The following is a 23954-nucleotide window of genomic DNA, read 5'->3' on the forward strand; positions in this document are numbered from 1 at the left end:
TTCGAACTAAGCAATATAAGGGTTTCAGCGCTAATTTCAAGCGCCGAGGGGCGCTCAGGCAAAAAAGAACCCGCGACAAAGCGCGGGTTCTAGCAGTCGTAGATGAAAACAAAGAACTAGTTTTCGTCCTTACTCTTACTCTGCTCGGCATCAAAGTCCTGCCAATAGGCTTTTACCGTGTCTTTCATTTCACGCCGTAACAGCATGATGCCTAATAGGTTAGGCAGCGTCATTAAGACAATGGCGACATACGACAAGGTCCATACCAAGGTAGTATCGGCAAACGAAGCAATAAAGAACCCTGCTACATAGATGATGCGATACGGCATGACGCCTTTTTGCCCAAACAAATAAACCACTGCGCGGTCGCCGTAATAAGACCAAGCAATTGCCGTTGAGAAGGCAAACATTAGCAAGCTGATGGGGACAATGTACTCACCCCAATCACCGAGGAAACCATTACTAAAGGCAATTGAAGTTAGTGCTGCTGAGTGCACGAGGCTTTCCCCAACAATCACGATGTCTTCTTTCATTAAGCGACCATTGTCAATTCGCAACGAGCCGGTATAAGGGTCTTCTCCGGCCACAATGAAACGGACATCTTCAGCGACAGAGCGTGCATGCAACATGGTGTAACCATTGCTGACCGCAGCGCCGTCACGCACCGTAATAGTACCAGTAAACTTCTCGATGGTATTTTCGTTGGTGCTATTGAGGTAATGATAAAGCTTGGTTCTGTCGGCTTCGACCGCATCGTCGTAGTTGCCGGCAATGACCTCTAAGTCGGTGCGTGAGAAGGTATTCTCATGCTTCTCACTCCACACACCAGACGATAAAATAACAAGGCCAGTTAAGGTACAAACCACAATGGTGTCAATGAAAGGCTCAAGAATCGACACTAGCCCTTCAGAGACAGGCTCTTCAGCACGTGCTGAAGCGTGCGCAATAGGTGCTGAACCCTGCCCCGCCTCGTTCGAGAACAAGCCACGGTTAACACCGCGGTTAAAGGCATAAGCAAAGGTGGCACCTAAGAAGCCGCCTGTGGCCGCCGAACCTGAGAAGGCATCGGTAAAGATCGCTGCAAAGGAAGGACCGATCTGATCAAGGTTATAGAAAATAACGCTAAAGGCACCGATCACATAAAGCAGCCCCATAATAGGCACAATTTTCGATGTCACTGCCGCAATTCGCTTGATACCACCGATGATAACCATCGCCAGCAGAATCGCTAAGATACCGCCGGTAAGCATTGGATCAACGCCAAAGCTCATTTCCATACTTTGCGCGATGTTATTGATTTGCGGCATGTTGCCGGTACCAAATGAACTGATGATAGTGGCCACTGCGAAAATCACAGCTAACCATTTCATGTTCAAGCGACGGTCCATGTAATACATCGGTCCGCCGGCCATAGTGCCGTCTTCTGTTTGTACACGGTACTTGTGCGATAAGGTTACTTCGACAAATTTGGTTGTCATACCGAGGAATGCCGTTACCCACATCCAGAACAAGGCTGCGGGGCCACCAAGGAAGATAGCCAGTGCGACACCACCAATGTTACCTGTACCTACGGTACCGGATAACGCCGTGGAGAGCGCTTGGAAATGGCTGGTATCGCCCTTTGCACCTTTTTTGTCGAATTTCCCCGTAAGTACTTTCCAGGCATGACCGAAAAAACGAATTTGTGGAAAGCCTAAATAGAGTGTGAAAAAGATACCTACACCCAGCAGTATATATGGAAAGTATGCTGCTGAGCCCAGATAACCATCGAGCATTAAAAGAAAGTTGTTAATCGCTTCCAAGGTGTCCCCCTTGCGAATTTGTTATCGTTATTTATTGTCGTTATGTTTTAGTAAAGCTAACTTGCGCGACTTAATCGCGCAAGTTATTTGCAACAGCATAGACTGCGCTAAGCACATCTGCACCTAATTGTGCGCTGCGGTTTGCTGACCAACCAAAGTCTTCGTCTGGTAGGTTGGCATTATCTTTAAATGGCATTTCTAAAGTAAAGGCTAAACAGTTGAAGCGTTGCGCTACTGCGTTACTTGCAACCGTAAGGTTGGCTTCACCGGGTGCTTCGACATCATAACCATGCTCAACTTGGAATTCTGGCGTAATCGCTAACAAGGTTTGCTTAAATTGTTTCGCTAGGTTCTCGTGGCGTTCATCATAGCAAGGTACGCCTTCACAACCGGCGAGGAAGTTATACGGTAAGTCTTCGTCACCGTGAATATCAAGATAAAGGTCAACACCGGTCTCTTGCATCGCGTCGAGCACGTAGTAAACCTCAGGGCTTTTTTCTAACGAAGGCTCCGCCCACTCGCGGTTAAGATTGGTGCCAACTGCATTTGTGCGCAGGTGACCACGTACGCTGCCATCTGGGTTCATGTTAGGTACCACATAAAACACGTTTTCTTGCAAAAGCTTGCGTGCGGTACCGTCTTCATCATCTAGTAAGCGGCTTAACAAGCCTTCGATAAACCATTCAGCCATACTCTCGCCTGGATGTTGCCGTGCGGTCACCCAAATCTTGCGCTTTTGCTCTGCGGGCTCACCTACCACTAGCAGGTTCATGTCACGGCCATCAAGGGTTGAGCCTAACCATACATGCTCGACTAAGCTTGATTGCTGGGCTGAATGGATCAAATCTTGGTGACGCTCGTACGAATACGGCGTGAAATAAGCGAAATAAACACTTTCTTGTTCTAAGGTATGACGAATGGTCAGTTGCTTACCGTCGAATGAGGTCGGCACGCGGAACCACGTTTCACGGTCATAGGAAGCTACCGCTGAGTAGTCTTTCCAACCCGCTGGATACGCAGATTCACCGGCATTGCTGATGTTCATTACGTGTTCGGTACCAATTTCACCATAAAGTTTAAAGTGGAACCATTGGAAAAAGTCTGACTGGTGATCTTTGCGAATCTTTAATTCAATTGCATCTTCATTGCTGGCATCTACGACTTCAATATTACCGCTGTCGAATTGAGCTGTGATAAACATAGATTTTCCCTATTGTCTTGCTGTCATCAAAACAAAAGCGCCTATTGGCGCTTTTGAGAAAGAGTTTTTTATTATTTTGGCAGATTCATAAGCTGCTGACCTGCCATTTGCTCAGCAACACGAACCACTTGGCAACTATAGCCGAACTCGTTGTCGTACCAAACATAAAGTACGGCACGGTCATCTTCAACGATGGTTGCTTGTGAATCTACCACACCTGCATAGCGCGAACCTACCAAGTCACTAGAAACGATTTCTGTTGATGCTGTGAAATCGATTTGCGCTTGCAGATCTGAATGCAATGCTTGCTCACGTAAGAATGCATTGAGCTCGTCTTTGCTGGTTGTTTTGTCTAAATTCAAGTTCATAATCGCCATGGAAACATTTGGCGTTGGCACGCGAATTGCGTTCCCGGTAAGCTTACCGCTTAATTCTGGTAGCGCTTTCGCAACAGCTTTCGCAGCACCGGTTGACGTCAACACCATGTTCAACGGTGCTGAACGACCACGGCGCTCGGCTTTGTGGTAGTTATCAATCAGGTTTTGATCGTTGGTGTACGAGTGCACTGTTTCAACGTGACCATTGCGGATGCCATACTGATCATTGATCGCCTTCAGTACCGGGGTAATTGCGTTAGTGGTACAGCTTGCCGCACTGACAATCATGTCATCGGCTAAAATGTCTGTGTGATTCACACCGTAAACAACGTTTTTAATCGCGCCTTTTGAAGGTGCGGTTAACAAGACTTTCTTCACGCCTTTCGACTTCAAGTGCAAGCCAAGACCCGCTTCATCTTTCCAGATACCTGTGTTGTCGATAACAATAGCATCGTTGATACCGTATTGCGTGTAATCAACTTGGTCGGGGCCATCAGAGTAGATAACTTTAATGCTAGTACCATTGGCACGAATGGCGGAATTTTCATGGTCAACTGTAATTGAACCATTAAATGGGCCATGAATAGAGTCACGACGTAACAGGCTGGCACGTTTTTCAAGGTCACCCTCGCGACCACCACGCACCACAATTGCGCGTAAACGCATTTTGTTATTGCTACCGTTTCGCTCGATCATAAGCCGTGCAAGCAAACGACCAATGCGGCCAAACCCGTAAAGTACGACATCTTGCGCTGGAATTTCGTCAGCTTTATCAACGATATCTACCAATTCACGATGTAAGTAATCTGTGACAGAGGCTCCCTTTCCTGCGTCTTTATGCAAATAATTGAACGCTAATTTGCCTAAATCGACACGTGCTGGCGCAAGCTTCATTTTGCTTAGGGCCTCAATGAAAGGAAAGCTTTCACGTAAACGTAGTTTCACACCTTCATGACGACGGATAAGACGGTGGGCCTTGATGATGTTAATGGTGTCGACATTTAACAAAGAACGGCCATAGACCAAGATCTCAACACCGTAGTTACGATAAAGACGGCCAATTAATGGCTGCATTAACTCGGCGAACTCTTGGCGCTCTTGCCAGCTTTGAAGGGTCATATCCTGCTGCTGATCACTCATGCGATTACCTTTACGTTGCAATGAAAAAGAAGATAAACAAAAAGTGCGCGCTATTGTACTGAAAACCCCGCTTAAGTGCCAGAAACTCTGTAACCAAAGTCGGATCGTGGTATCATTTGCCCCCTAAAAAATGGTTTGCGCTGCGAGGAGTTCAACATGTTACGTCGTACTAAAATTGTTACCACTTTAGGTCCTGCTACGGACGATCTAGAAGTCTTAGAAGCGCTGATAAAAGCCGGCGCTAACGTTGTTCGGCTTAACTTTTCGCATGGCAAACCTGAAGATCATGAACAACGAGCCAGTATGGTTCGTGACATCTGTCAGCGCTTAGGAACGCACGTCGCAATTCTTGGCGACCTGCAAGGCCCCAAAATTCGTATTGCCAAGTTTGCCAATGGCCCTATCACCCTCGAACAAGGTGATAACTTTGTTCTTGATGCAGCGCTCGATGCAACTGCTGGTGACCAAAAAAGTGTCGGAATTGACTATAAACAGCTACCACAGGATGTCAGTGCCGGAGATATCTTACTGTTAGATGACGGTCGCGTGCGTCTTCAGGTACAAGAAGTTAAAGACAGCAAGGTTTATACCTTTGTGACCATCGGTGGCACTTTATCGAACAATAAAGGTATTAACCGTCTCGGTGGCGGCCTATCAGCTGGCGCACTCACCGACAAAGACCACGAAGACATCAAGCTCGCAGCTAAGCTTGGCGTTGATTACCTTGCCGTATCGTTTCCCCGTTGTGCCGAAGATATGCATGAAGCACGCCGTTTACTACGAGCCGCAAATGGCAGTGGTATGTTGTGCGCCAAAATTGAACGGGCAGAAGCTGTGGCATCCGACCAAGCCTTGGACGAAATTATTCGTGCCTCTGAAGCTGTGATGGTTGCGCGCGGTGACCTTGGAGTTGAAATCGGCGATGCCCAGTTAGTCGGTAAACAGAAAAAAATTATTTCCCGCGCTCGCCAGCTTAACAAGGTTGTGATCACTGCCACCCAAATGATGGAGTCGATGATCGAAAACCCGATGCCAACGCGCGCAGAAGTGATGGACGTAGCGAACGCCGTCATTGATGGCACCGATGCGGTCATGTTGTCGGCCGAAACAGCTGCAGGTAATTTCCCGGTGGCGACCGTACAGGCCATGGCGGAAATCTGCCTCGGTGCAGAGACGCATCCGGCAGCACGACTCGACAACAGTGAACTGGAAGAAACCTTCACCAATATCCAAGAGGCAACGGCCATCACCTCGATGTACGCTGCAACCCACTTAGATGGCGTGAAAGCTATCATTGCCTTAACCGAGTCGGGCTCGACCGCCAAGCTGATGTCGCGTATTCACACTATTTTGCCGATATTCTCCCTATCGCGTCACCAAGATACCCGTAACCGTTGTGCGCTTTATCGTGGCGTCTATCCGGTCGACTTTGATTCCACCCAAAGTCGCACCGATGAACTTGGTCACAATGCTATCGCAGTGATTAAAGCTCAGGGGCATATTCACGCCGGTGATCTGGTGGTAATGACCTACGGTGATGTCATGGAAACAGTGGGCTCGACCAATACTTGTAAAATTATTGAGGTGAAGTAGCAAAGTTCTCTATGAGGCTATCGAGAGTCTTTCGATAGCCCTCGAGCTTATTGCGTAAGTGCTGCTTTTGTCCGTTGGTAAGCGTTGAATAGATATCAACACTTAATTGTTGGGTTAACAGGGTATTTGCCGCCACCATTCGATTTAGTTCATCGCTACGCAGCTGCTCTGGCTGTGTGATTAGCAGACTCATTTGCTCAGCATAGTCGGCGGCTTCGGGGTTATTCAGTGTTGCCGCGAACAACTCTAACCAACGTTGTTGATACGCCAGCCACTGTTCACGTGAACTCCCTCGCTGCTCTAACCAACGGCGCAATAAAGTTCTCTGCTCTTTCTGTAACGGCCCCAACCACTCTTTCGCGCGGTCAAATAACTTATCTAAACGCTCTTTTTTGGCATCTTCAGGGTCACGTTCTTGATAGTCCTCGCGCTCTTCTTGCAAACGTTCGCGTAAGTTTTCGAGCAACTGCTGACGTTGTTCTGGGGTAAGTTGCGGTAGATAGGTTAACGCGTAAGGTTCGAGCTGATTTCGAATGGTCGTCCAAAACCCATAGGCCTGTTCAGATAAACCGACCACTTGCTTGACCGTCAAGGTATCGGTGTCGATACCTTCGATTAGCTCTACCAGTAAATCGCGATAACGTGGTAACTGAGTTTGCGCATGCCACTGATGAAGTTCGTCAATACTTCTATCAACGTTATCTTCGAGCGAGCCCGACAGATCGACATATTTTGCCAATTGCCATTCGACATAGGTATCAGCAAAACGATAACCAAACTGTGCGGAACATCCACCTAAAACAATCACCAACAGAAGTAAGCAAACTCGTCGTACTAATTGCGTCAGCATTGTTAGTTCGCTCCTCGGGCTTAGTGGTGTTTTAAAGCGTTTTAGGTCGTTAATATCAACCGTTTGATACGTTCTTTGTAGCTACGACTTACTTTCAGTTCTTTGCCGTTTTTCAAAATAATGTGATATTCGCCATTTTGACGACTGCAAAGCTTCTCAATTTGTTCAAGGTTAACAATGGCTGAACGGTGGATTCGTTGAAACCTATTCGGATTCAACTCGTCTTCAAGTTCTTTCATGGTGCGGCGCAGAATATGTGTTTCATTGTTAGCGTGAATACACATGTAATCGCCTGCGGCATCCACCCACTCGATGGCATTAATTGCGACGCGCGTTATTTCACCGCTTTCTTTAATGGCAATGTGTTCGGGATAGCGCGCGGTACCCATATCTTGATTTTCCGCAAGCTTACGCAAAATAGCTTCGCAATCTTCACCCGTTGCATCGGCTAATAAATTAAGCATACGTTGCTGTTGCTGTTCGCGTTCACGTTCAGCAAGATTTTTTTCAACCCGAGTGAGCGTTTGCTGTAATCGATCATGATCTACTGGCTTCAATAAGTAGTCGATGGCGCGCACTTCGAAGGCTTTAATTGCGTATTGGTCATAAGCGGTGACAAATACCACGACCGGTAATTCCAAGCCTCTCGCTTTCACTTCTCTGAGTAATTCAAAGCCATTCATACCTGGCATTTGAATATCAAGAAACACCAGGTCAGGTTTAAGCTCAACCATTTTGTCTAATGCCTGGCGGGCATTTTGACATTCGTCAAGTAGCTCAACCTGTGGGAACTCTTGCAATCGCACAGTTAGCCCGCGTCGCGCAAGGGACTCGTCATCAACGATAAGGGTACGAATTTTGCTAGTCATTAAGCATCAACCTGTTCGAAGGGGATGCGGATCTCTACACGCATACCACTGGGTTCATTAGCTGTTAATGTAAATGAGTAACGCTTACCATACAAGGCCTGCAAGCGATCACGTGTATTTGCGAGGCCAACACCACCTTTGTTGACTAGATCTGCCGGTGGCTGTTTGGTGCCTGGCCCATTGTCCGCGATGATCACCACTAACTCTTCGTGCTCACGCTTGGCTTGTACATTAATTTCACCGCCCTCTTCCATTTTCGCGATGGCATACTTGATGGAATTTTCAATTAACGGTTGTAAAAACAAACTTGGAACCAGCGCATGCTCAGCATCGTCATCGAGCTCGATAGTCACCTTTAACCGCTCATCGAAGCGCACCTTTTCAATATCTAAGTACAACATCAAGGCTTCAACTTCACGTGCTAGCGGGATCTTTTTAATTGGCTCGTTATCAAGTGAGAAACGTAAAAATGAACTAAGTTTCGTCATCATCCGATTCGCCAGTTCATTCTCTTTAATAAGAATAAGCGTTGATATCGCATTTAGCGTGTTAAACAAAAAGTGCGGATTCAACTGGTAACGCAACATCTTTAACTGGGCTTGGTGCGCCATCGAGGTCGCCATTAGGGCTTTTTGCTTCTCGTCTTGAAGCATCTGATAGTACTTTATACCGAAATACAAACCACTCCAGCTCAACATAATGTAGAACTTGGCGGTGGTGTTTTTGAAGTAAAACCAGTTGCTCTCTGGGCGGAAACCAAATTTATAGATTTCCCAGTAGGTGGTGTTATCAATCACAGCCCAAATGCTTGCGCTCACATAAGCCGCAGCCAACGCAATTAGCACCAGCAACCATGGCTTACTATCCCAAATACGGCGATACAGATAGCGTAACGGCACCGTCAAAAGAAAGCCGGCATAGGCCCCTAGTACGATAATTAACACATAAATATCGCGCATTTCGTGCATCAGCGAGCCGATGTAACTCACTAAGGCATAACCGAACCACCCGGCGGCCTGTAGCACCCAGAAGAAACGGTTCCGATCGTCTAATAATGCTTTCCAGCGTCCTAACATAAAACTCATCATCGTTAATTTGTCTACCAACTTACGATTATACCTAGAGTTTCAGCAACTGTCGGTTCATTTGTCGCAACCAACCCACTGTATAGCGTGTCTCCTGCGTGTTACTATTTTCGATTATTAGAGCTAAAACCTGCGAGGTAACTGTGCTGCACTACGAAATTAGCCCGTTAGACCCAAACGGCCATCAATTTTCCGTAACTCTCAAGATACCCGCACAAGAGCGGCAACAGGTTGAACTCAAGCTGCCAGCATGGATTCCAGGTAGCTATATGATCCGCGATTTTGCCCGCAATATTCTGGATTTGCGCGCGCAAGCTAATGGCCAGTCTCTTAATGTGACCGCCACCGATAAGCAAACCTGGCAGGTTGAGGCCACGGACCATGCCATCGAAGTTTACTACCAAGTGTACGCGTTTGACCTTTCGGTACGTAGTGCCTACCTCGATCAATTCTTCGGCTTTTTCAATAACAGTAGTTTGTGTCTAGCGGTAAGCGGCTACACTGAACAACCTCACAGATTGACGCTCGCGCTACCAGTTGAACTGCAGCACTGGCATGTTGCTACGGGCATGCCTCGACAAAGTGGAGAGGCCTTTGCCGCGGGGCAATTTGAAGCGCCTAACTACGAGGCCCTGATCGACTATCCATTGCTACTGGGCGAGCTCGATATTCATGAGTTTATTGCTGGCGGAATCAAGCACTCTTTTGTTACCGCGGGCCGTAATTTTGCCGATGCGCAGCGAATTTGTGGCGACCTAGCTCGTATTTGTGAGCATCAAATCAATCTCTTTGATAAACAGGTGCCCTTCGACAACTACTTATTTTTGACCATTGTTGTTGGTAGCGGTTTTGGTGGGCTTGAGCATCGTAACTCAACGGCGCTAGTGTGCAGTCGTAAGGATCTGGTAAGCCCGAATAGCCCTGCGGCAATTGATGCGAACTATCGCACTTTTCTTAGCCTTTGCAGCCATGAATACTTTCATAGTTGGAACATCAAAACCCTCAAACCACGAGAGTTTCTTCCCTATCAACTGGACAGTGAGAACTACACACGTCAGCTTTGGTTCTACGAAGGTATTACCTCCTATTTTGATGACTACATTGTGCATCAAGCTGGCCTGATTGATGCAAAAACCTATTTAGAATTGCTCGGTATGACCTTAGCTCGGGTTTATCGTGGTAGTGGTGTCGATCGTCAAACCGTCGGTGACTCGAGCCTGCAAGCCTGGAACCGCTTCTATAAGCAAGACGAAAATGCCCCTAATGCCATTGTGAGCTATTACGCAAAAGGCGCGCTGATCGCGCTGTGTCTCGACCTAATGATCCGGCAAGAAACGCGTAACGAGTTATCGTTAGCACAGGTGATGGCGAAGTATTGGGCAGCGTTTGGGCGCGATCTTCGCGGCACTTCTGAAACCAGCTTTAGCGAATTTCTTGCCGAGCACTATCAGCTTCACGTAGGTGCTTTTATCGACCGTGCGGTCAACACGACAGAAGACCTTCCCGTTGAGTCATTGTTGCAGCATGTGGGTATTACCATAGAACGCTCAGCACCACAGGACGATAGTTCTATTGCCGGCAAGGTAGCTAGCGAGCCACTGCCCGTAGCGCTTGGAGCGAAGTTAAAGGCATCCAGTGCTGGGCTAGAGGTACAAGTAGTGTATGCTGATGAAGCTGCTCATGAAGCGGGGCTAAGTGCGCAAGACCGCATCATTGCTATCGATAACTTACAAGCGACCGATAGCTCAATGCGTGAAATCTTTAGTCGTTATCAACCTGGCGATCGGGTGACGGTTCATGCCTTTAGACGCGACCAACTGTTAGCTCTAGAGTTGCGCTGGCAAGCGCCTAAGCAAACCAATTTTGTGCTGACAGTGGCTGAACCGCAACGCGCACAAAATTGGCTTAAGCTTTAATTTAGAAGTGCTCTAACACCAATGCTGGGTCAAGTCTTAGGTTACGCCAGTTGACGCGCCAATCAAGATGCGGCCCCGTTGCCCTTCCCGTTGCACCAATGGCACCGATCACATCACCCTGTGCGAGCTGCTCGCCTGGCGTTACATCGACCCGACTTAGGTGAATATAAGTCGTAGTAATACCGTGGCCATGTTCAACAATTATGGTACCACCGGAATAGAACAGGTCGTCGTCGGCAAATACCACGCGGCCTGGCCACACCACTTTCACTGGGGTTCCAGTTGGGGCTGCAACATCTAGACCAAAATGTGGATTCCGTGGCTCGCCATTGAAGATCCGCTGACTACCGTAAACCCCGCTAATGCGGCCTTGCGCCGGTTCAATAACAGGCGTCATAAAGTCATGACGTTGGCTAAAGGTCTGGCGCGCCTGCCAAACAGCAGCCGCTTCTTTTCGCGCACGTGCAACTTGCTTAGGATCTGGGGTCACGGTGCGCTGTGGCACACCTTCCACCCGATCGATTTGATACTGGCGCGGTTCTAATTCAATGGTTTCGGTGACCACCTCACCGTTGGCTTGCGTGATCGTCAGTTGTTGTGTGCCGCGACTATCGCGGTCAAAGCCGAACACCACAATGCCTTGCTCGGAAACGACCAAGTTCTCGCCATTCAGCGCCACTTGATTCTCCGGTGATGTTTTACCCATCATTAGTGCGCCAGAGGTTCTCGCCCCTGTAAGTTCAATAACCGAGGCCTCAGCCTTTGTGTCAGTTGGTAGCGCCAAAGCCTTTGGCGCTGCTACTAAGGCAAGCCAGCACACTAGCGCGCCAAGTAATGCCAATTGTGTCGTGACTTTTTTAAGCATAACCAATCGCTCCCTTCCCCACACCTTCATAAGCACGCACTGTTACTTTTTGGTCGTTTGAGGTTTCATTAGCGATGGCATGTGCAAGGTAATCAGCAATACACTCGACCGTTGAGTCGGTTGCAATAACGTAATTTTCAGCACGCGGAACCATCAACTCAAAACGACCTTGATCGGCATCGTAACCGTAACCGATGTGAGTTGTGGCAGTGCATTTCTGAGCAGCTTCCGAGCGTTGTAAATCGCTAAGCTCTAGAACATCTTCTGCTGAGCCTAAATAAATATCGCGCCAACGTTCAGCCCATAACTGCTCTAGCTGCTCGGAACGCGAATTATCTAAGGCAATTTGAATACGTGAACGATGCCCATGGGCAATACGCTGGCAGTTACCGTCGTGTTTTTTCAGCCCATGAGTGTAGTGGTAAAACGCACCATCAATGACTTCTTCACGCAGTTCAACCGTAAGCCCGGCAACATTCACTGGTAGCTCGCGTTTTATCACCGCTCGTAAGTAGCCCATCACCGATGCCATGGTAACCCGCTCTGCATCAATAAAAGCAAAGGCATCTGACGGACAGAAGAGATGAATCGAAGCATTTTCCGGGCGCATGAAATCGACCCAATAGCTGCTATCGCTTTCGTCATGTGTAACCACGGTGTAGCTGTGATTGGCAGGTACCGCTAGCTTGTGGTCGACCGCATCATCGATAATGCGCTTGATTTGCTTTTTCACTAGACCAAAGTCGAGCACCATTGATTGCTCATTTAAACTACCATCGAGTACGATATCCACGATCCAACTCTCCCCAACGATTCCTCGTTCAGGGCACAAATAAGAAAAATCAATAACGGTCAGATCGTTTACAAATAACTGCATAAAAATCTCTATCGGAAGCTAACTATAACGCGGGCAATGATAGCATCATCAGCCGTTTAGAAGAACTTGAATTACCGCAAACCAATCAATTATTAGTTTGCCACATAACACGATTAAAAAGACGCCCATAACCCGATCCAGCCAGTGACCATAAGCCCAAATGCGTTGGTAAAACGCCGGAATCGTTAATAAGGTGGCCAACAGGACAAACCAAAGACCCGTCGCCACTGCAAGGTAAAAACCATAACCCACTTTAATCAACGTAGGCGTTGCTGGGTTAATGACAGCGGTAAATAGGGCCATGAAAAACAGTGTGGCTTTAACATTTAGGCCATTGGTAATAAAGCCGATCCGGAACCCTTTAAGCCGTGATAATTCGCCCGCGGCAGCTGCAGCATTCGGTTGCTCTGCGCGCGGCCGAGCCCGAATAGCTTGGCTGCCTATCCAGCCTAAATATAAGGCGCCTAACAACAATAGTGTGGCATACACCCACTGATAGCGGTGAATAATCAAGGTGACACCTAACAGTGAATAAGCGACATGAACCAAGATACCCGTACCAATGCCTACCGCCACCCAACGGCCAATACGCCGACCATAGGCGAGGCTATAGCGTGCGGTGACCGCAAAGTCGGGCCCGGGCGAGGCGACCGCCAAAAAATGCAAAATGGCGATTTCGATAAATTCGCGTAAATACATTGCTTAGGAACTCTTTTATGTTTAAATTTATGCAATACAGATTTACTTATTAGCAAACCAGAAACGACCTAAAGGTGACAGTTTTGAGCTTAAAAAATTACTCGCTGAATGCCCTGCGTGTGTTTGCCGTTGCCGCTAATGCACCCTCGTTTAAGCATGCTGCGCAGCAGCTGGAGCTGTCACAATCGGCTATCACAAGGCATATTCAAACCTTAGAGCAACAACTCGGCACCCCGCTCTTTCATCGCGACAACCGCGTTCATGCGTTAACGCCCGCTGGAGAACTGCTGGCCCCCACTTTACTAAATCTCTTTCGACAGCTCGAGCAAAGCGTGGAACAAGCTCGCAGCTGTGGCGATGAAGAGCTTACCACATTGCGGGTTCTGGTCCCCGATACCTTTTTGCGTTGGTGGTTGGCATCACGGCTGGCCGACTTCTCGGCGATCTATCCACACATTCGCGTGCAATTAGATACCTATCCAGAAGATGAGCAAGACTTACAAGCTGCAGAGCTTACCCAGCGTTTACAGCATGGGCAAATTGATATTGCGTTAGTGGCAGGTAAATTGAAAGATCGCAGTTTACAGCAAGAACTTTTATACCAACCGCATTACTGCCCCATTAGCTCGCCGTCGATGACCACCTCGGCAGCTGCCCCCGCCATACCGGGGCACTGGTATGCCAACCCAGCCAGCTCAGTGTGGCAAACCTTTGTAAAACAACAGCAAAAACTCAGTCAGGCGTATCCGTTGTTAAGTGTGCCCAAAGCCAGTATCGGGCTCGATTTGCTGAATAGTTTTCCAGGTTTAAGCTTGATCAATACCCTCTATGCCCAGCACCCACAATTTGCACAGTGGACACTGCATGCAAAAAGCAGTGTAAAGAGCAAGTCAGCCGTTTATTACTGCTTAAAAGCCCGTGAGCGTCATCCAGTTGCTGTCGTTGCCTTTAGCAAGTGGCTGAGTAATCGTATCCAACAAAGCCTAACGGCCACTACTTAGGAAGACGACGCGCATTGAGCCAAGCCGCAACGAGTATAAGGCAAAACACCAAAAGAATCGCCGAGGCCGACCAGCCACTATCAATCAGCATGCCCATAATGAAAGGTGCCAAGGCTGTCGAAAAAACCATCATTGCGTGCACTAGGGCGCGAACTGTTGCCAGGTACTTAGTTCCGTAAAGTTCCGCCCATAAGGTTCCAGATAACGCCGAGTTAATGCCTGCACTTACGCCGGCTAAGCCAAGGAACAGCCACCAAGCCCAAACGCCAAAGTCTCCGGCTAAAATAAGCGTCCCCAAACTTACTGGGACAATATTCAACCCAATAAACTGACGTGACCCCAGGCGATCAATCCAATCGCCGGCAAACACCGAAACGGTCACCCGACTCAATGAAAAAATCATAATTGCGCTGGCGGTGGCGGCCACAGACCAAGCATGTTGCTCTGCCAGCCACATTTGATTCAACAATAGCGCCGTGACCACAAATGGAAGCCCTAGCAAAGCTGGTAAAACCGTCCAGAACTTAGCCTGTCGCAGTAGATCGCGTTGTCGCACCACAACCTCTAACGCCGACGTTTCAGACGCCGAGGCAGGCTCCTCGTCTAGCTCGGGTTTCGCTAGTTGCAGCCATAGCATCAAGGGCAACGCCATGACTAAGAACAGCGCGAACAGCCACCATGTGTGCTGCCAATTAAAACTTGCAACAAGCGCCACTGACACCACCGGTAACAGCAATTCGCCAAGGGGGAAGCCCATACCGGCAAAGGCCACCGCTTTACCTCTTTGGTTGGTAAAGTAACGCCCCATACTGGTCATCGCGATGTGGCCCATAAAGCCTTGCCCAAACAACCTTAGCCCAGCCAACCCCAGCACCAGAGCCGCCAAATGCGCTGACCAAGTGATCAATAATGCCGAAAGCGCGATACCGCAAAAAGTGAAACTGGTAAACTTGGCCAAGCTAACTTTATCCAGTTGCTTGCCTACGCGCATCAGCAGCAATCCACCTACAAAGGTCGCTGCCGCATAAACCGCGCCATACTCGCCATGGGTTAATGAATGCGCAGAGCGAAATGCATCGGTAAACAAACCTAATAAAAAGGTTTGCCCGAAGCTGGAAAAGAAGGTCGCTAGAAAACCAAACGCCAAAAACCTTGGATGCCGGCACAGCAACCGAAAATACTGCTTAAACATGGCGTGAGCTTGTTACCTGGGCGCTTGTGGCGGATAGCGTTCAGCCAGACTGACACTCTCACCCGTTGCTTGAATAATACGTGCATGACGCCGGTTGAGTTGTCGTGGATCCGACACTCCGCACGAGTGGGCGATAATATTCACGCCGTACTCAAGATATTTATGATAGTTTGCCACCCGCTCACATTTATCTTTCGGGTTCAGGCCTTTTTGTAATTTCTTATCATGGGTTGTGACACCTGTAGGACAGGTATTTTTATTGCATTGCATCGCTTGAATACAGCCAATCGAAAACATAAAGCCACGCGCTGAAACAATAAAATCGGCGCCCATGGCTATTGCCCAAGCTACATCTGAAGGCGATATCATTTTTCCCGACGCGATAATTCGAATCCGGTCTTTAAGCCCTGCAGCCCTTAACTTATCAATCAAAATAGGTAGGCTCTCAGTGAGCTTTAAGCCGACATAGTCCATCAGTGGCTGCGGTGCTGAGCCGGTACCGCCATCAGCGCTGTCGAGCGTAATAAAATCAGGTGCATACTCTTCACCGCGCTTCTTAATACAATCGATCAGCTCATCTATCCAGTCAGGATCGCCCATCACAAACTTAATGCCTGTGGGTTTTCCAGTAATGCTACGAATTTTTTCAATCATATCGAGCAGATCGTCATCGCATTTAATTTCTGGATGACGATTCGGGCTAATGGAGTCTTCTCCTTCTGGAATCCCCCGGATTTCCGCAATTTCTTTATTCACTTTCAGGCCTGGCAAAATGCCACCTTTACCAGGCTTAGCACCCTGGCTTAGCTTAAGCTCAAACATTTTTATTAGTTTGTTTTCGCCCAACTCCTGCAGGCGCATTTCGTTTAAACCGCCGTCTTTGGTACGTACACCATATTTCGCGGTACCAATTTGAAAAACAATGTCAGCGCCACCTTCAAGATGATACGGACTAAGCCCGCCCTCACCCGTATTCATCCAGCAACCGGCAATTTTTGCGCCTCGTGATAAGGCCTGTACAGCCACGGGAGACAACGCACCATAGCTCATCCCTGAAATATGAAAATACGACACAGGGGCATAGGGTTGCTTGCAATAAGGACCGATCTCGACCGGTTCCGGCTGGGTTTTTTCTTCGGTTAGGCGTGGGTACGGCGCATTGGCGAAAATAATGGTCCCGGTTTTAGTAAGATCGCGGGTTGAGCCAAATGCCAAGTTTCGATCGGCATTTTTAGCCGCTCGGTACACCCAGCTACGTTGCGCACGATTAAATGGCATTTCTTCTCGATCCATGGCGAAGAAGTACTGCCGAAAAAATTCACCTAAACTCTCGAATAGATAACGGAAACGCCCCATCACCGGAAAGTTGCGGCGAATCGTATGTTTGGTTTGCGTTCGATCGATGATGTACATCACCACCACCGAGATGATCCCGCCGATTAGAAGTAATACAAACAAGCCCAGCAGCCACTGCGCAACAATAAGCAAGGTTCCACTATTCATCCATGGATTTTCAGTCATATCACTACCTCAGGATCAGTTTAGCTTTACCTAATGTACAGGGCTGTGGGCGTTGCAACAAGACTAACCGTCACTTATCTCGGGATGTTTCAACGCATTGAATACATCGGCAAAACTGGTGGCTTTCGGATACAAACGAACCGATTCCCCGGTTCGCTCTAATATTTTCAACGACGCAATACAGCCCATCACGGTGTCGTTTTCGGTGACCATTACAAAATCACGTCCCGCGGTTTGCATGGTCGCGCAAATATCGCCAATGCGAGCATGGTCCAATTGGTTACGTGTCAACATAGGCATCCGGTTCAGTGGTTGCATCAGAAACCGTGCCTCTATTTGGCTCCAAGGTAACTGTAACAAACTACATAACGAGCCACTGTGGCGACTATGCAGGTCACGCGCCATAAGCACGCCGGTAACGGTTGCTGACTCATCCACTACACACGCATAGCGTGCAGCAGAGCGGTCAAAACACTGCTCGACATCGGGTAAACGCCCAGAGCCTTTAATCACTAACGGTGGGTTACGAGTAAAGTCTTCCACCACTTCAAGCGCGGGCGCGTGCCAATCAAGTTGCGCTGTGGTAAGTGATGGCGCCGTTGGTAAGCGTACTGAGTGAGCGGCGTTTTTCCACGCCAAACTATGAAATTCGGACATAATAAGCCCCTTAATATCGTTAATTGAAAACTAAATGAAGAACGAAAATTAAGTGAGGCTGGGGGGTGCTCGAGCATCCGCTGTGCGTATGAGCGAGGCTCGCGGAGCTGTTAAAACTAACGAATGGAACACAGCGACTGCAGGCTGGCTTGTCGCAGGTGACGTTGTTAAACAGGCATTATCATCGCTGTCATGTTCATCGTTGGCGACATAAAGTGCCGCTTGGTTCACATTTTCCAGTGTCTGGCAGTCATTCTCAGCAACAGGTTCGTGCGCTACAGCCGAAGATGTACCGACACTAAAAACTGTGATCAATAACAGCAGACGAATAAACACTGTGAACCTAATTTTGACCTAAACTAATACAAGTATGGTGGCACTGCATGACGGTTTCAAGTCGCCATTACCAGCAACATGTACCGGACCAGTGCCACCCCACGACAACGATTTGCTTAACGGATAGCTGACTCGAGGTCGAAATAGTTTTCGTTTTTATAACACTCGACAATCGCAAACAACGACGTTGTATCGGTATCCGACTTCAATAAATACTTCAATATCGCGCTCAAGTTAATCAGTACATCTTTACATGCTTTGTTTGACTCTGACTGCTTTCGCGAAGCCTCGAAGAAAACTTGAGCATAAATATTTTCTTTGTTTTCAAGCAACTTTGAAATTAAGAATGCGCAAGACTGAATAAATATCGATCGATTTTCTTCATCCATTTCGCGCAATGAAGAGGTGCTTCTAACAGCGTGTTCAAAACCGCTTTCTTTGCCATCAGACACAAAGGTCTTCGTCCAGTAAAGGTAGTCGTCATCATAAAAAACACGACTCGCCTTCTCCATCAGCGTGTCGAAGACACCCTCTTCCTGGGTTCTTTTATGGAAGTCTTCGAAAGTGTCACAATTAAGCTCGTTATTCATCGCCTTAATGTCTGCGGCTAACTGTCTTAGCTCATGCAGCAACGCGCGTGTCGAGTTATTTTGATTATTAAAAGCTTCACTGATCTTTGATAACTGAACATTAAATTGCTCAACCAACTCGGAATTGTCTTCAATCGAGTCAATCACCGGAATAATGTTGTATTTTTCCTTGTGCAACTCTTCATAGAACTTACCAATTGCATCATTGGCACTTTCTAGACGCTCGATACTTAACTCCGTCTGCCCTTCCATTTGGAGCCGTCTTGTCTCACGTTCTAAGTCGCTCTGCGACGACAAACCAAACGCCCGCTTGAAACTCTCTGAAGACTCGATCACTGAGCCAATAAATAAGTCGCTGAGTTTACCCAAAGATACGCGGAGCTGATCAGCGGCAACCGCTCTTACTTGCTTATCGAAGCGCTGAATTCGCTCCTCTTTGGCCTTGCGCCGCATCGAGAACACAAAGTAACTTAGTGAACCAATAATCGTTAATGATGTGGCAATATCAAACCCTAATTGAATAGGTTGCGAAAAAACATAACCAAAAAAATCCACACTAGATCCTTAATATAGGAATTATTAATAGGAAGTCGTTAAAGCAAATCGTTGTTGCTTGCCTCAACCCTGTTGTTGTTTTTCTAGCTGACACTGACTTGCACTTGTCGTTATTGACCTCCTTGTTAGATTTTCTACTTATGGGTCCCATGGTACCGCCACGAGGCGACCGATCGCCCGGAAGAATAGCTGGATTAACAAGGTTTTGGAATAACTGATTGGGGGAGAGGTAGACGAAAATAGCCGAAGTGCTCGAACATTGCGTTGGCCGGCTTAAGTAGCTTAGATTTATTTTGGGATTAACGAATGAACGTGAAAAATTTACAAATGATATTAAGGAAGTGGTGCCCGGGGCCGGACTTGAACCGGCACGCTGTTACCAGCGAGGGATTTTAAATCCCTTGTGTCTACCAATTTCACCACCCGGGCACATCTATTACCTGAGGTATTCGATTCGATGGAGGCGGGACCCGGAGTCGAACCGAGATCCACGGATTTGCAATCCGCTGCATAGCCATTCTGCCATCCCGCCATCGAATTTGGAGCGGGAAACGAGATTCGAACTCGCGACCCCAACCTTGGCAAGGTTGTGCTCTACCAGCTGAGCTATTCCCGCATCCAGTGCCGACGCATTCTACTGCCTATTTCGGCAAGGTCAACGATTTTTTGCCATTAACCTGTTCGTTTGCTCATTTTTAATCCACTTGGCTTAAATCTGACCAAGCGGCGCGCAAATATTCCCACATCGACCACAACGTTAAAACAAAAGCCACGTATAACAGAATGGTTGCAGTCACCACCACAAAGGTATTGGCTTCCCATATCAAGCCGCCAATCGCCACCATTTGCGCTGTGGTTTTGATTTTACCGAGGTTCGAAACTTTAACATGTTCTTGGCGACCGATTTGCGCCATCCACTCCCGCAGCGCCGATACCACCAGCTCGCGGCTGATAATCGCTAAGGCAGGAATACTGATCCACCACACGGCATAAGTCTGCACGACGACCACTAACGAGGCTGCAACCATCACTTTATCGGCCACTGGGTCGAGAAATGCGCCGAACTTGGTAAATTGATTAAGTTTACGTGCGACATAACCATCAAGGGCGTCGGTAATTGCGGCTAGTGCGAAGACAAATGCCGCCCAGAAATGTGCATCGCTACCTGGTAAATAATAAATACCAAGGAATACCGGTATTAAAAGTATTCTAAAACTGGTGAGCAGGTTGGGAAGATTCCACATGCGAGCTGTTGTTCCTCTATTCGTCACGAAATGCGTGGTAAATGGTTTCGGCCAGATCTCGGCTAACACCAGGTACTGCTGCGAGTTGGTCAATACTAGCCTGTTTTACCTGTTGTAATCCACCTAGATTTTGTAGCAAACGTTGTCTGCGCTTTGCGCCAACGCCTGGAATATCTTCTAGCCGAGAGGTACGTCGTACCTTTGCGCGGCGCTGCCGGTGACCGGTAATGGCGAATCGATGAGATTCATCGCGGATATGTTGTACTAAGTGCAGCGCCGGTGCATCCGCCGCTAGCGGAATAGTGGCGTGGCTGCCGGCCAGAATCAAGGTCTCAAGACCGGGCTTGCGCGACTCTCCTTTGGCCACCCCAATTAGCAATGGCGCCGCTTTGTCGGCGTTACTCGCCCAATCAGCGAAGTAGTCTTCTGCTTGGCTTAGCTGGCCTTTACCACCGTCAATAAACAGAATATCTGGCATCGGTGCGGCATCAACTTTAGCATTTTTTACTGGGTCAAATCGTCGCTTGAGTGCTTGGGCCATGGCCGCATAATCGTCACCGGGGGTAATTCCCTTAATATTGTAACGCCGGTAGTCACTCTTTTTGGGCCCTTGTTGATCAAACACCACACAGGATGCGACGGTCTCTTGCCCCATGGTATGACTAATATCGAAACATTCCATGCGGGTTATCGGGCGACCAAAGTCCAGCACTTGCTCTAAAGCTTGCGTGCGCATCATCATGGTACTGGCTTGATGTGACTTGCTCTCTAGCGCATTGAGCGCATTCTTTTGCGCCAATACTTGGTATTGTTTACGCTCACCACGCACATTATGGGTCATACGTAACTGTTGCGCTAAGGCTTGCTCTAATGTCGCAAGTTCTTGCTCAGGATCTAACACCGTGGCGTCATTTTGCTCGGGCAAAATAATCTCTTTAGGTAACCGCCGTTCCACTTGATCGTTTAGGTAAAATTGCAATAAAAACGCCAGTAGTACTTCACTGTCTTCGGTGCGCGCCGGCACCTTTGGAAAATAGCTACGACTGCCCTGCACTGCGCCATCGCGAATAAACAGTAAATGCACCGCGGCGATACCACCTTGACGCGCATAACCGATAACATCCAGCTCTTGCTGATTACCGGTGACTGCGTTGCGCTCTTGAATTTGCCGCAAGGCGCCAATTTGATCACGGTAGCCCGCAGCGCGTTCAAATTCGAGGTCGCCACTGGCGACTTCCATTTTGTTCACCAAGCGATCAATCACTTCTTGGTTTTTGCCTTGTAAGAACGAGGTTGCCAGTTCTACTTGTTCGTTATATTCCTCGTCGCTGCAATAGCCTTTCACACAAGGTGCCAGACAACGCTTTAACTGATATTGCAGACACGGCCGGCTACGTGCACGGTAATAGGAATCGTCACATTGCCGCACGGGGAATAATTTTTGTAGCAAGCGCAAGCTATTACGCACCGCCACGCCATTCGGAAATGGACCAAAATAGCGGCCCTTCTCGCGCCTTGTGCCGCGATGAAACGCCAAGCGTGGGTGTTGATGATCACTGACCAAGATATAGGGATACGATTTATCGTCGCGCAATAGGACGTTGTAGCGCGGCCGATATTTTTTTATAAAATTATTTTCTAAGATCAGTGCTTCAGCTTCGGTATTGGTAACCGTGACCTCGATATTGGCAATTTGCTTAACCAGCGTTTGCGTTTTAGGGCTATCTACTTGAGCACGAAAGTAGCTGCTCACACGCTTGCGTAGGTCTTTCGCCTTGCCAACATAAATAATATCGCCCGACTCATCATACATGCGGTATACGCCTGGCTGATGAGTCAGACTTCGCAAAAACTCTTTTGCGTCAAATAACTCCTGCGACTTCTTCATCTAAAACAATAGGCACCTTTGGTTCAATTTCGACGAGCCCCATTTGTATGGTCAAATGAGTTAAGGCAACGTCACCGGATAACTGCAGTTTATCAAAGATCCGGTAACGAAAGGTATTTACTGTTTTACTACTGATGTTAAGTAAGCGAGAAATCTCTGCAACCCGCTTGCCCTGCCCGATCATCTGCGCCACTTGAACCTCTCGTTTACTCAAGCAGCTTAATAGCTCGGTTTGTTTTTGTCGTGCTGGGTTTTTCGCTAAATACTCTGCCACACTTGCTGCGACATACATGCGACCGCGGCTTAACGAAATACAAGCTTGCTGGAATTCCGCTAAGGTCGCTGAGGCAAGAAGAAAGCCATCAACTCGCTCGACATTGCACTGGAAATCTAACACATCTTGGAAGCGTGTGGCCCACAAGAGTAGCTGGATATCACAGTAGCGCCGCTGTAAACGACGCCAGATTTCGATGGTACCGTCACCACATAGGCTAGTGCCTAGAATAACGGTTGCATAAGGTGAAGCTTGAATCGCCTCACGCAGTTGCTGATGATTGAACACAATCGCGACAACATTAAACTGCGATTCCATAGACGCCAGGACGTTGGTCATACCCTGGCTAATAAGCTCCGAAGGGACTGCCACAATGAACTGTGTCATGTGAGTTTCCTTATCCCATAGTTCCGAAAAAGTTCGGACCCCGCACTAAACCAATTTTAGTGCAAAGAAAGGTATGCCCCGACCTAAGCTATTGCGCAATATGAAATTGAAGAAATTTGTTAATTTACTTAGCTGCTTACAAAAAAGGGGTCAATTGACCCCTGCAATAGGTTCAGCCAAAAACCGTGACAGTCTGGCGACTAATAGCGACTAATTCGCCGCTTTCATCCCAAATATGGGCATGGGTATGACCATAACCGTCGGCGGCATAATCAATGGTGGCAACGTAATGCCACCAATCATGCGAAGAACGCTGAGGTAATGTCGTTGGAAACTCAATGGTCCAGGTTAACGAGCTCGCAGGTGTTAGCTCGGTTAAATGCGTCAGCAAGGCAGGTGGCCAAGCATCGACCAGTCCTAGCAAAAGGCCGGCGGTGATCGGGGCATCGAGCTCTCGGAAGCGCATATAGCCACCGAACTCGCGACTCTTGCTGCCGCAAAAGGGTAAGCCGCCAATCGTTACACGGTAATCGAACGCCCGGGTAAACTCGGGTACTAACGGGCCCTCAGGAAAGCGTTGGCCCTGAGCTAATGACTTTTCATCGGGATTTGGCGTATCGGTTACTTGTATGGCAGACGGTCGAGCGCGACCGTAGCTCAGTAACGCCGACAACACCACTGCTTCCTGTTGTACGATATCGACAGCCACCTGAGTCACGTTTTTACCTCGGCGTAAAATGCGTCGCTTCAGTTGGGCTGAGCCTGCCAGTACGGGTGCCACAAAAGACACCGTCATCGAGCGTAGCTGCTGATCAGAAGCTGCGCCTGCTGCGGCATGTTGCCAGGCGATGGCGGCGGTAATACCACCAAATAGCGCTCTCCCCTGGCCCCAGCCTTCCGGCAGGTCCAGGCTTTGTTCTGCCTCTGGGGTAATTTGTTGAAGAATAGCGTCAAAACTTTGCATAGGGATCTCTGCAGATGAATTTGAGCTTAGTATAAACAGGTAAGACCAGATCGGGAAGGGGGCAACAAAAA

The 23954-nt window shown here is 48.2% G+C and carries 21 protein-coding genes and 3 tRNA genes; 3 read left to right on the top strand and 21 right to left on the bottom strand.

Translation table 11 applies throughout. The features are described from left to right. Positions 1–116: 116 nt before the first annotated feature. The 3 genes from PSI9734_RS02740 to PSI9734_RS02750 all read right to left on the bottom strand — a co-directional run bounded on the left by PSI9734_RS02740 (position 117) and on the right by PSI9734_RS02750 (position 4520). Complete coding sequence (locus PSI9734_RS02740) at positions 117–1802, bottom strand: alanine/glycine:cation symporter family protein (RefSeq protein WP_173919573.1); 1686 nt, start codon at positions 1800–1802, stop codon at positions 117–119. Positions 1803–1872: 70 nt separating this feature from the next. Then, positions 1873–3003: a M14 family metallopeptidase gene (locus tag PSI9734_RS02745; RefSeq protein WP_173919574.1), complete on the bottom strand. Its 1131-nt coding sequence runs from the start codon at positions 3001–3003 to the stop codon at positions 1873–1875. Between the two features lie 71 nt (positions 3004–3074). Beyond that, complete coding sequence (locus PSI9734_RS02750; RefSeq protein WP_173919575.1) at positions 3075–4520, bottom strand: glyceraldehyde-3-phosphate dehydrogenase; 1446 nt, start codon at positions 4518–4520, stop codon at positions 3075–3077. 156 nt (positions 4521–4676) lie between these two features. Between PSI9734_RS02750 and pyk the strand changes: the two genes are divergently transcribed. Continuing rightward, entirely contained in the window at positions 4677–6113 is a 1437-nt protein-coding gene (gene pyk, locus PSI9734_RS02755; RefSeq protein WP_173919576.1) for a pyruvate kinase, read from the top strand. On the opposite strand, the gene PSI9734_RS02760 is transcribed toward pyk, so the two are convergent. From PSI9734_RS02760 to PSI9734_RS02770, 3 genes are read right to left on the bottom strand one after another with little or no spacing between them, the layout of a single operon-like run. Then, complete coding sequence (locus PSI9734_RS02760; RefSeq protein WP_173919577.1) at positions 6097–6963, bottom strand: DUF6279 family lipoprotein; 867 nt, start codon at positions 6961–6963, stop codon at positions 6097–6099. The two genes, pyk and PSI9734_RS02760, sit on opposite strands and share 17 nt — an antisense overlap. Before the next feature lie 41 nt (positions 6964–7004). Further along, on the bottom strand, positions 7005–7832 hold the full coding sequence (locus PSI9734_RS02765; RefSeq protein WP_173919578.1) for a LytR/AlgR family response regulator transcription factor: 828 nt from the start codon (positions 7830–7832) through the stop codon (positions 7005–7007). Beyond that, positions 7832–8908, bottom strand: coding sequence for a sensor histidine kinase (locus PSI9734_RS02770; protein ID WP_246194693.1), 1077 nt, complete (start codon positions 8906–8908; stop codon positions 7832–7834). Before PSI9734_RS02770 ends, PSI9734_RS02765 begins: the two co-directional genes overlap by 1 nt. Positions 8909–9060: 152 nt before the next feature. Between PSI9734_RS02770 and PSI9734_RS02775 the strand changes: the two genes are divergently transcribed. Beyond that, entirely contained in the window at positions 9061–10833 is a 1773-nt protein-coding gene (locus PSI9734_RS02775; protein ID WP_173919579.1) for a M61 family metallopeptidase, read from the top strand. A 1-nt stretch (position 10834) separates the two neighbouring features. Here the strand turns inward: PSI9734_RS02775 and PSI9734_RS02780 are convergent, their stop codons facing one another. Genes PSI9734_RS02780 through PSI9734_RS02790 form a run of 3 tightly spaced genes read right to left on the bottom strand, consistent with a single transcriptional unit; the run spans position 10835 to position 13274 of the window. Further along, positions 10835–11698, bottom strand: coding sequence for a M23 family metallopeptidase (locus PSI9734_RS02780; RefSeq protein WP_173919580.1), 864 nt, complete (start codon positions 11696–11698; stop codon positions 10835–10837). Then, a complete protein-coding gene (locus PSI9734_RS02785) occupies positions 11691–12575 on the bottom strand; it encodes a 6-carboxytetrahydropterin synthase (protein WP_173919581.1) in 885 nt (294 codons plus the stop codon). Before PSI9734_RS02785 ends, PSI9734_RS02780 begins: the two co-directional genes overlap by 8 nt. 48 nt (positions 12576–12623) lie before the next feature. Further along, positions 12624–13274 (bottom strand): LysE family translocator, encoded by a 651-nt coding sequence (locus PSI9734_RS02790; protein WP_173919582.1) that lies wholly within the window; start codon positions 13272–13274, stop codon positions 12624–12626. Positions 13275–13357: 83 nt separating this feature from the next. Between PSI9734_RS02790 and PSI9734_RS02795 the strand changes: the two genes are divergently transcribed. Next, on the top strand, positions 13358–14275 hold the full coding sequence (locus tag PSI9734_RS02795; RefSeq protein WP_173919583.1) for a LysR family transcriptional regulator: 918 nt from the start codon (positions 13358–13360) through the stop codon (positions 14273–14275). Here the strand turns inward: PSI9734_RS02795 and PSI9734_RS02800 are convergent. The 12 genes from PSI9734_RS02800 to PSI9734_RS02855 form a co-directional block, all read right to left on the bottom strand. Further along, a complete protein-coding gene (locus tag PSI9734_RS02800; protein ID WP_173919584.1) occupies positions 14268–15467 on the bottom strand; it encodes an MFS transporter in 1200 nt (399 codons plus the stop codon). The genes PSI9734_RS02795 and PSI9734_RS02800 overlap by 8 nt on opposite strands. A 12-nt stretch (positions 15468–15479) precedes the next feature. Beyond that, positions 15480–16970, bottom strand: a complete 1491-nt coding sequence (locus PSI9734_RS02805; protein WP_217420754.1) for an FMN-binding glutamate synthase family protein — start codon at positions 16968–16970, stop codon at positions 15480–15482. 81 nt (positions 16971–17051) lie between these two features. Beyond that, complete coding sequence (locus PSI9734_RS02810) at positions 17052–17645, bottom strand: CBS domain-containing protein (protein ID WP_173919586.1); 594 nt, start codon at positions 17643–17645, stop codon at positions 17052–17054. Between the two features lie 48 nt (positions 17646–17693). Beyond that, positions 17694–17981, bottom strand: a complete 288-nt coding sequence (locus PSI9734_RS02815; RefSeq protein ID WP_173919587.1) for a hypothetical protein — start codon at positions 17979–17981, stop codon at positions 17694–17696. A 116-nt stretch (positions 17982–18097) separates the two neighbouring features. Further along, the gene (locus PSI9734_RS02820) at positions 18098–19126 is read right to left on the bottom strand and encodes a hypothetical protein (protein ID WP_173919588.1); all 1029 of its coding nucleotides are present in this window, start codon (positions 19124–19126) and stop codon (positions 18098–18100) included. Positions 19127–19468: 342 nt separating this feature from the next. After that, positions 19469–19555: transfer RNA gene (locus tag PSI9734_RS02825), tRNA-Leu, on the bottom strand. A gap of 29 nt (positions 19556–19584) precedes the next feature. Then, positions 19585–19658 (bottom strand) — tRNA-Cys (locus tag PSI9734_RS02830). Between the two features lie 8 nt (positions 19659–19666). Continuing rightward, a tRNA-Gly gene (locus PSI9734_RS02835) sits at positions 19667–19742 on the bottom strand. A gap of 79 nt (positions 19743–19821) precedes the next feature. Continuing rightward, positions 19822–20370, bottom strand: a complete 549-nt coding sequence (gene pgsA / locus PSI9734_RS02840) for a CDP-diacylglycerol--glycerol-3-phosphate 3-phosphatidyltransferase (RefSeq protein ID WP_173919589.1) — start codon at positions 20368–20370, stop codon at positions 19822–19824. 16 nt (positions 20371–20386) lie between these two features. Beyond that, entirely contained in the window at positions 20387–22258 is a 1872-nt protein-coding gene (uvrC, locus tag PSI9734_RS02845; RefSeq protein WP_173919590.1) for an excinuclease ABC subunit UvrC, read from the bottom strand. Continuing rightward, positions 22233–22919 carry a LuxR C-terminal-related transcriptional regulator gene (locus PSI9734_RS02850; protein WP_173919591.1) on the bottom strand — a complete coding sequence of 229 codons (687 nt, stop codon included), beginning with the start codon at positions 22917–22919 and terminating at the stop codon, positions 22233–22235. Before PSI9734_RS02850 ends, uvrC begins: the two co-directional genes overlap by 26 nt. A 172-nt stretch (positions 22920–23091) precedes the next feature. Continuing rightward, a complete protein-coding gene (locus PSI9734_RS02855) occupies positions 23092–23883 on the bottom strand; it encodes a thioesterase family protein (RefSeq protein WP_173919592.1) in 792 nt (263 codons plus the stop codon). Positions 23884–23954 lie beyond the last annotated feature (71 nt).

The organism is Pseudidiomarina piscicola, assembly GCF_902806985.1.
GTDB classification, from domain to species: Bacteria; Pseudomonadota; Gammaproteobacteria; order Enterobacterales; family Alteromonadaceae; genus Pseudidiomarina; species Pseudidiomarina piscicola.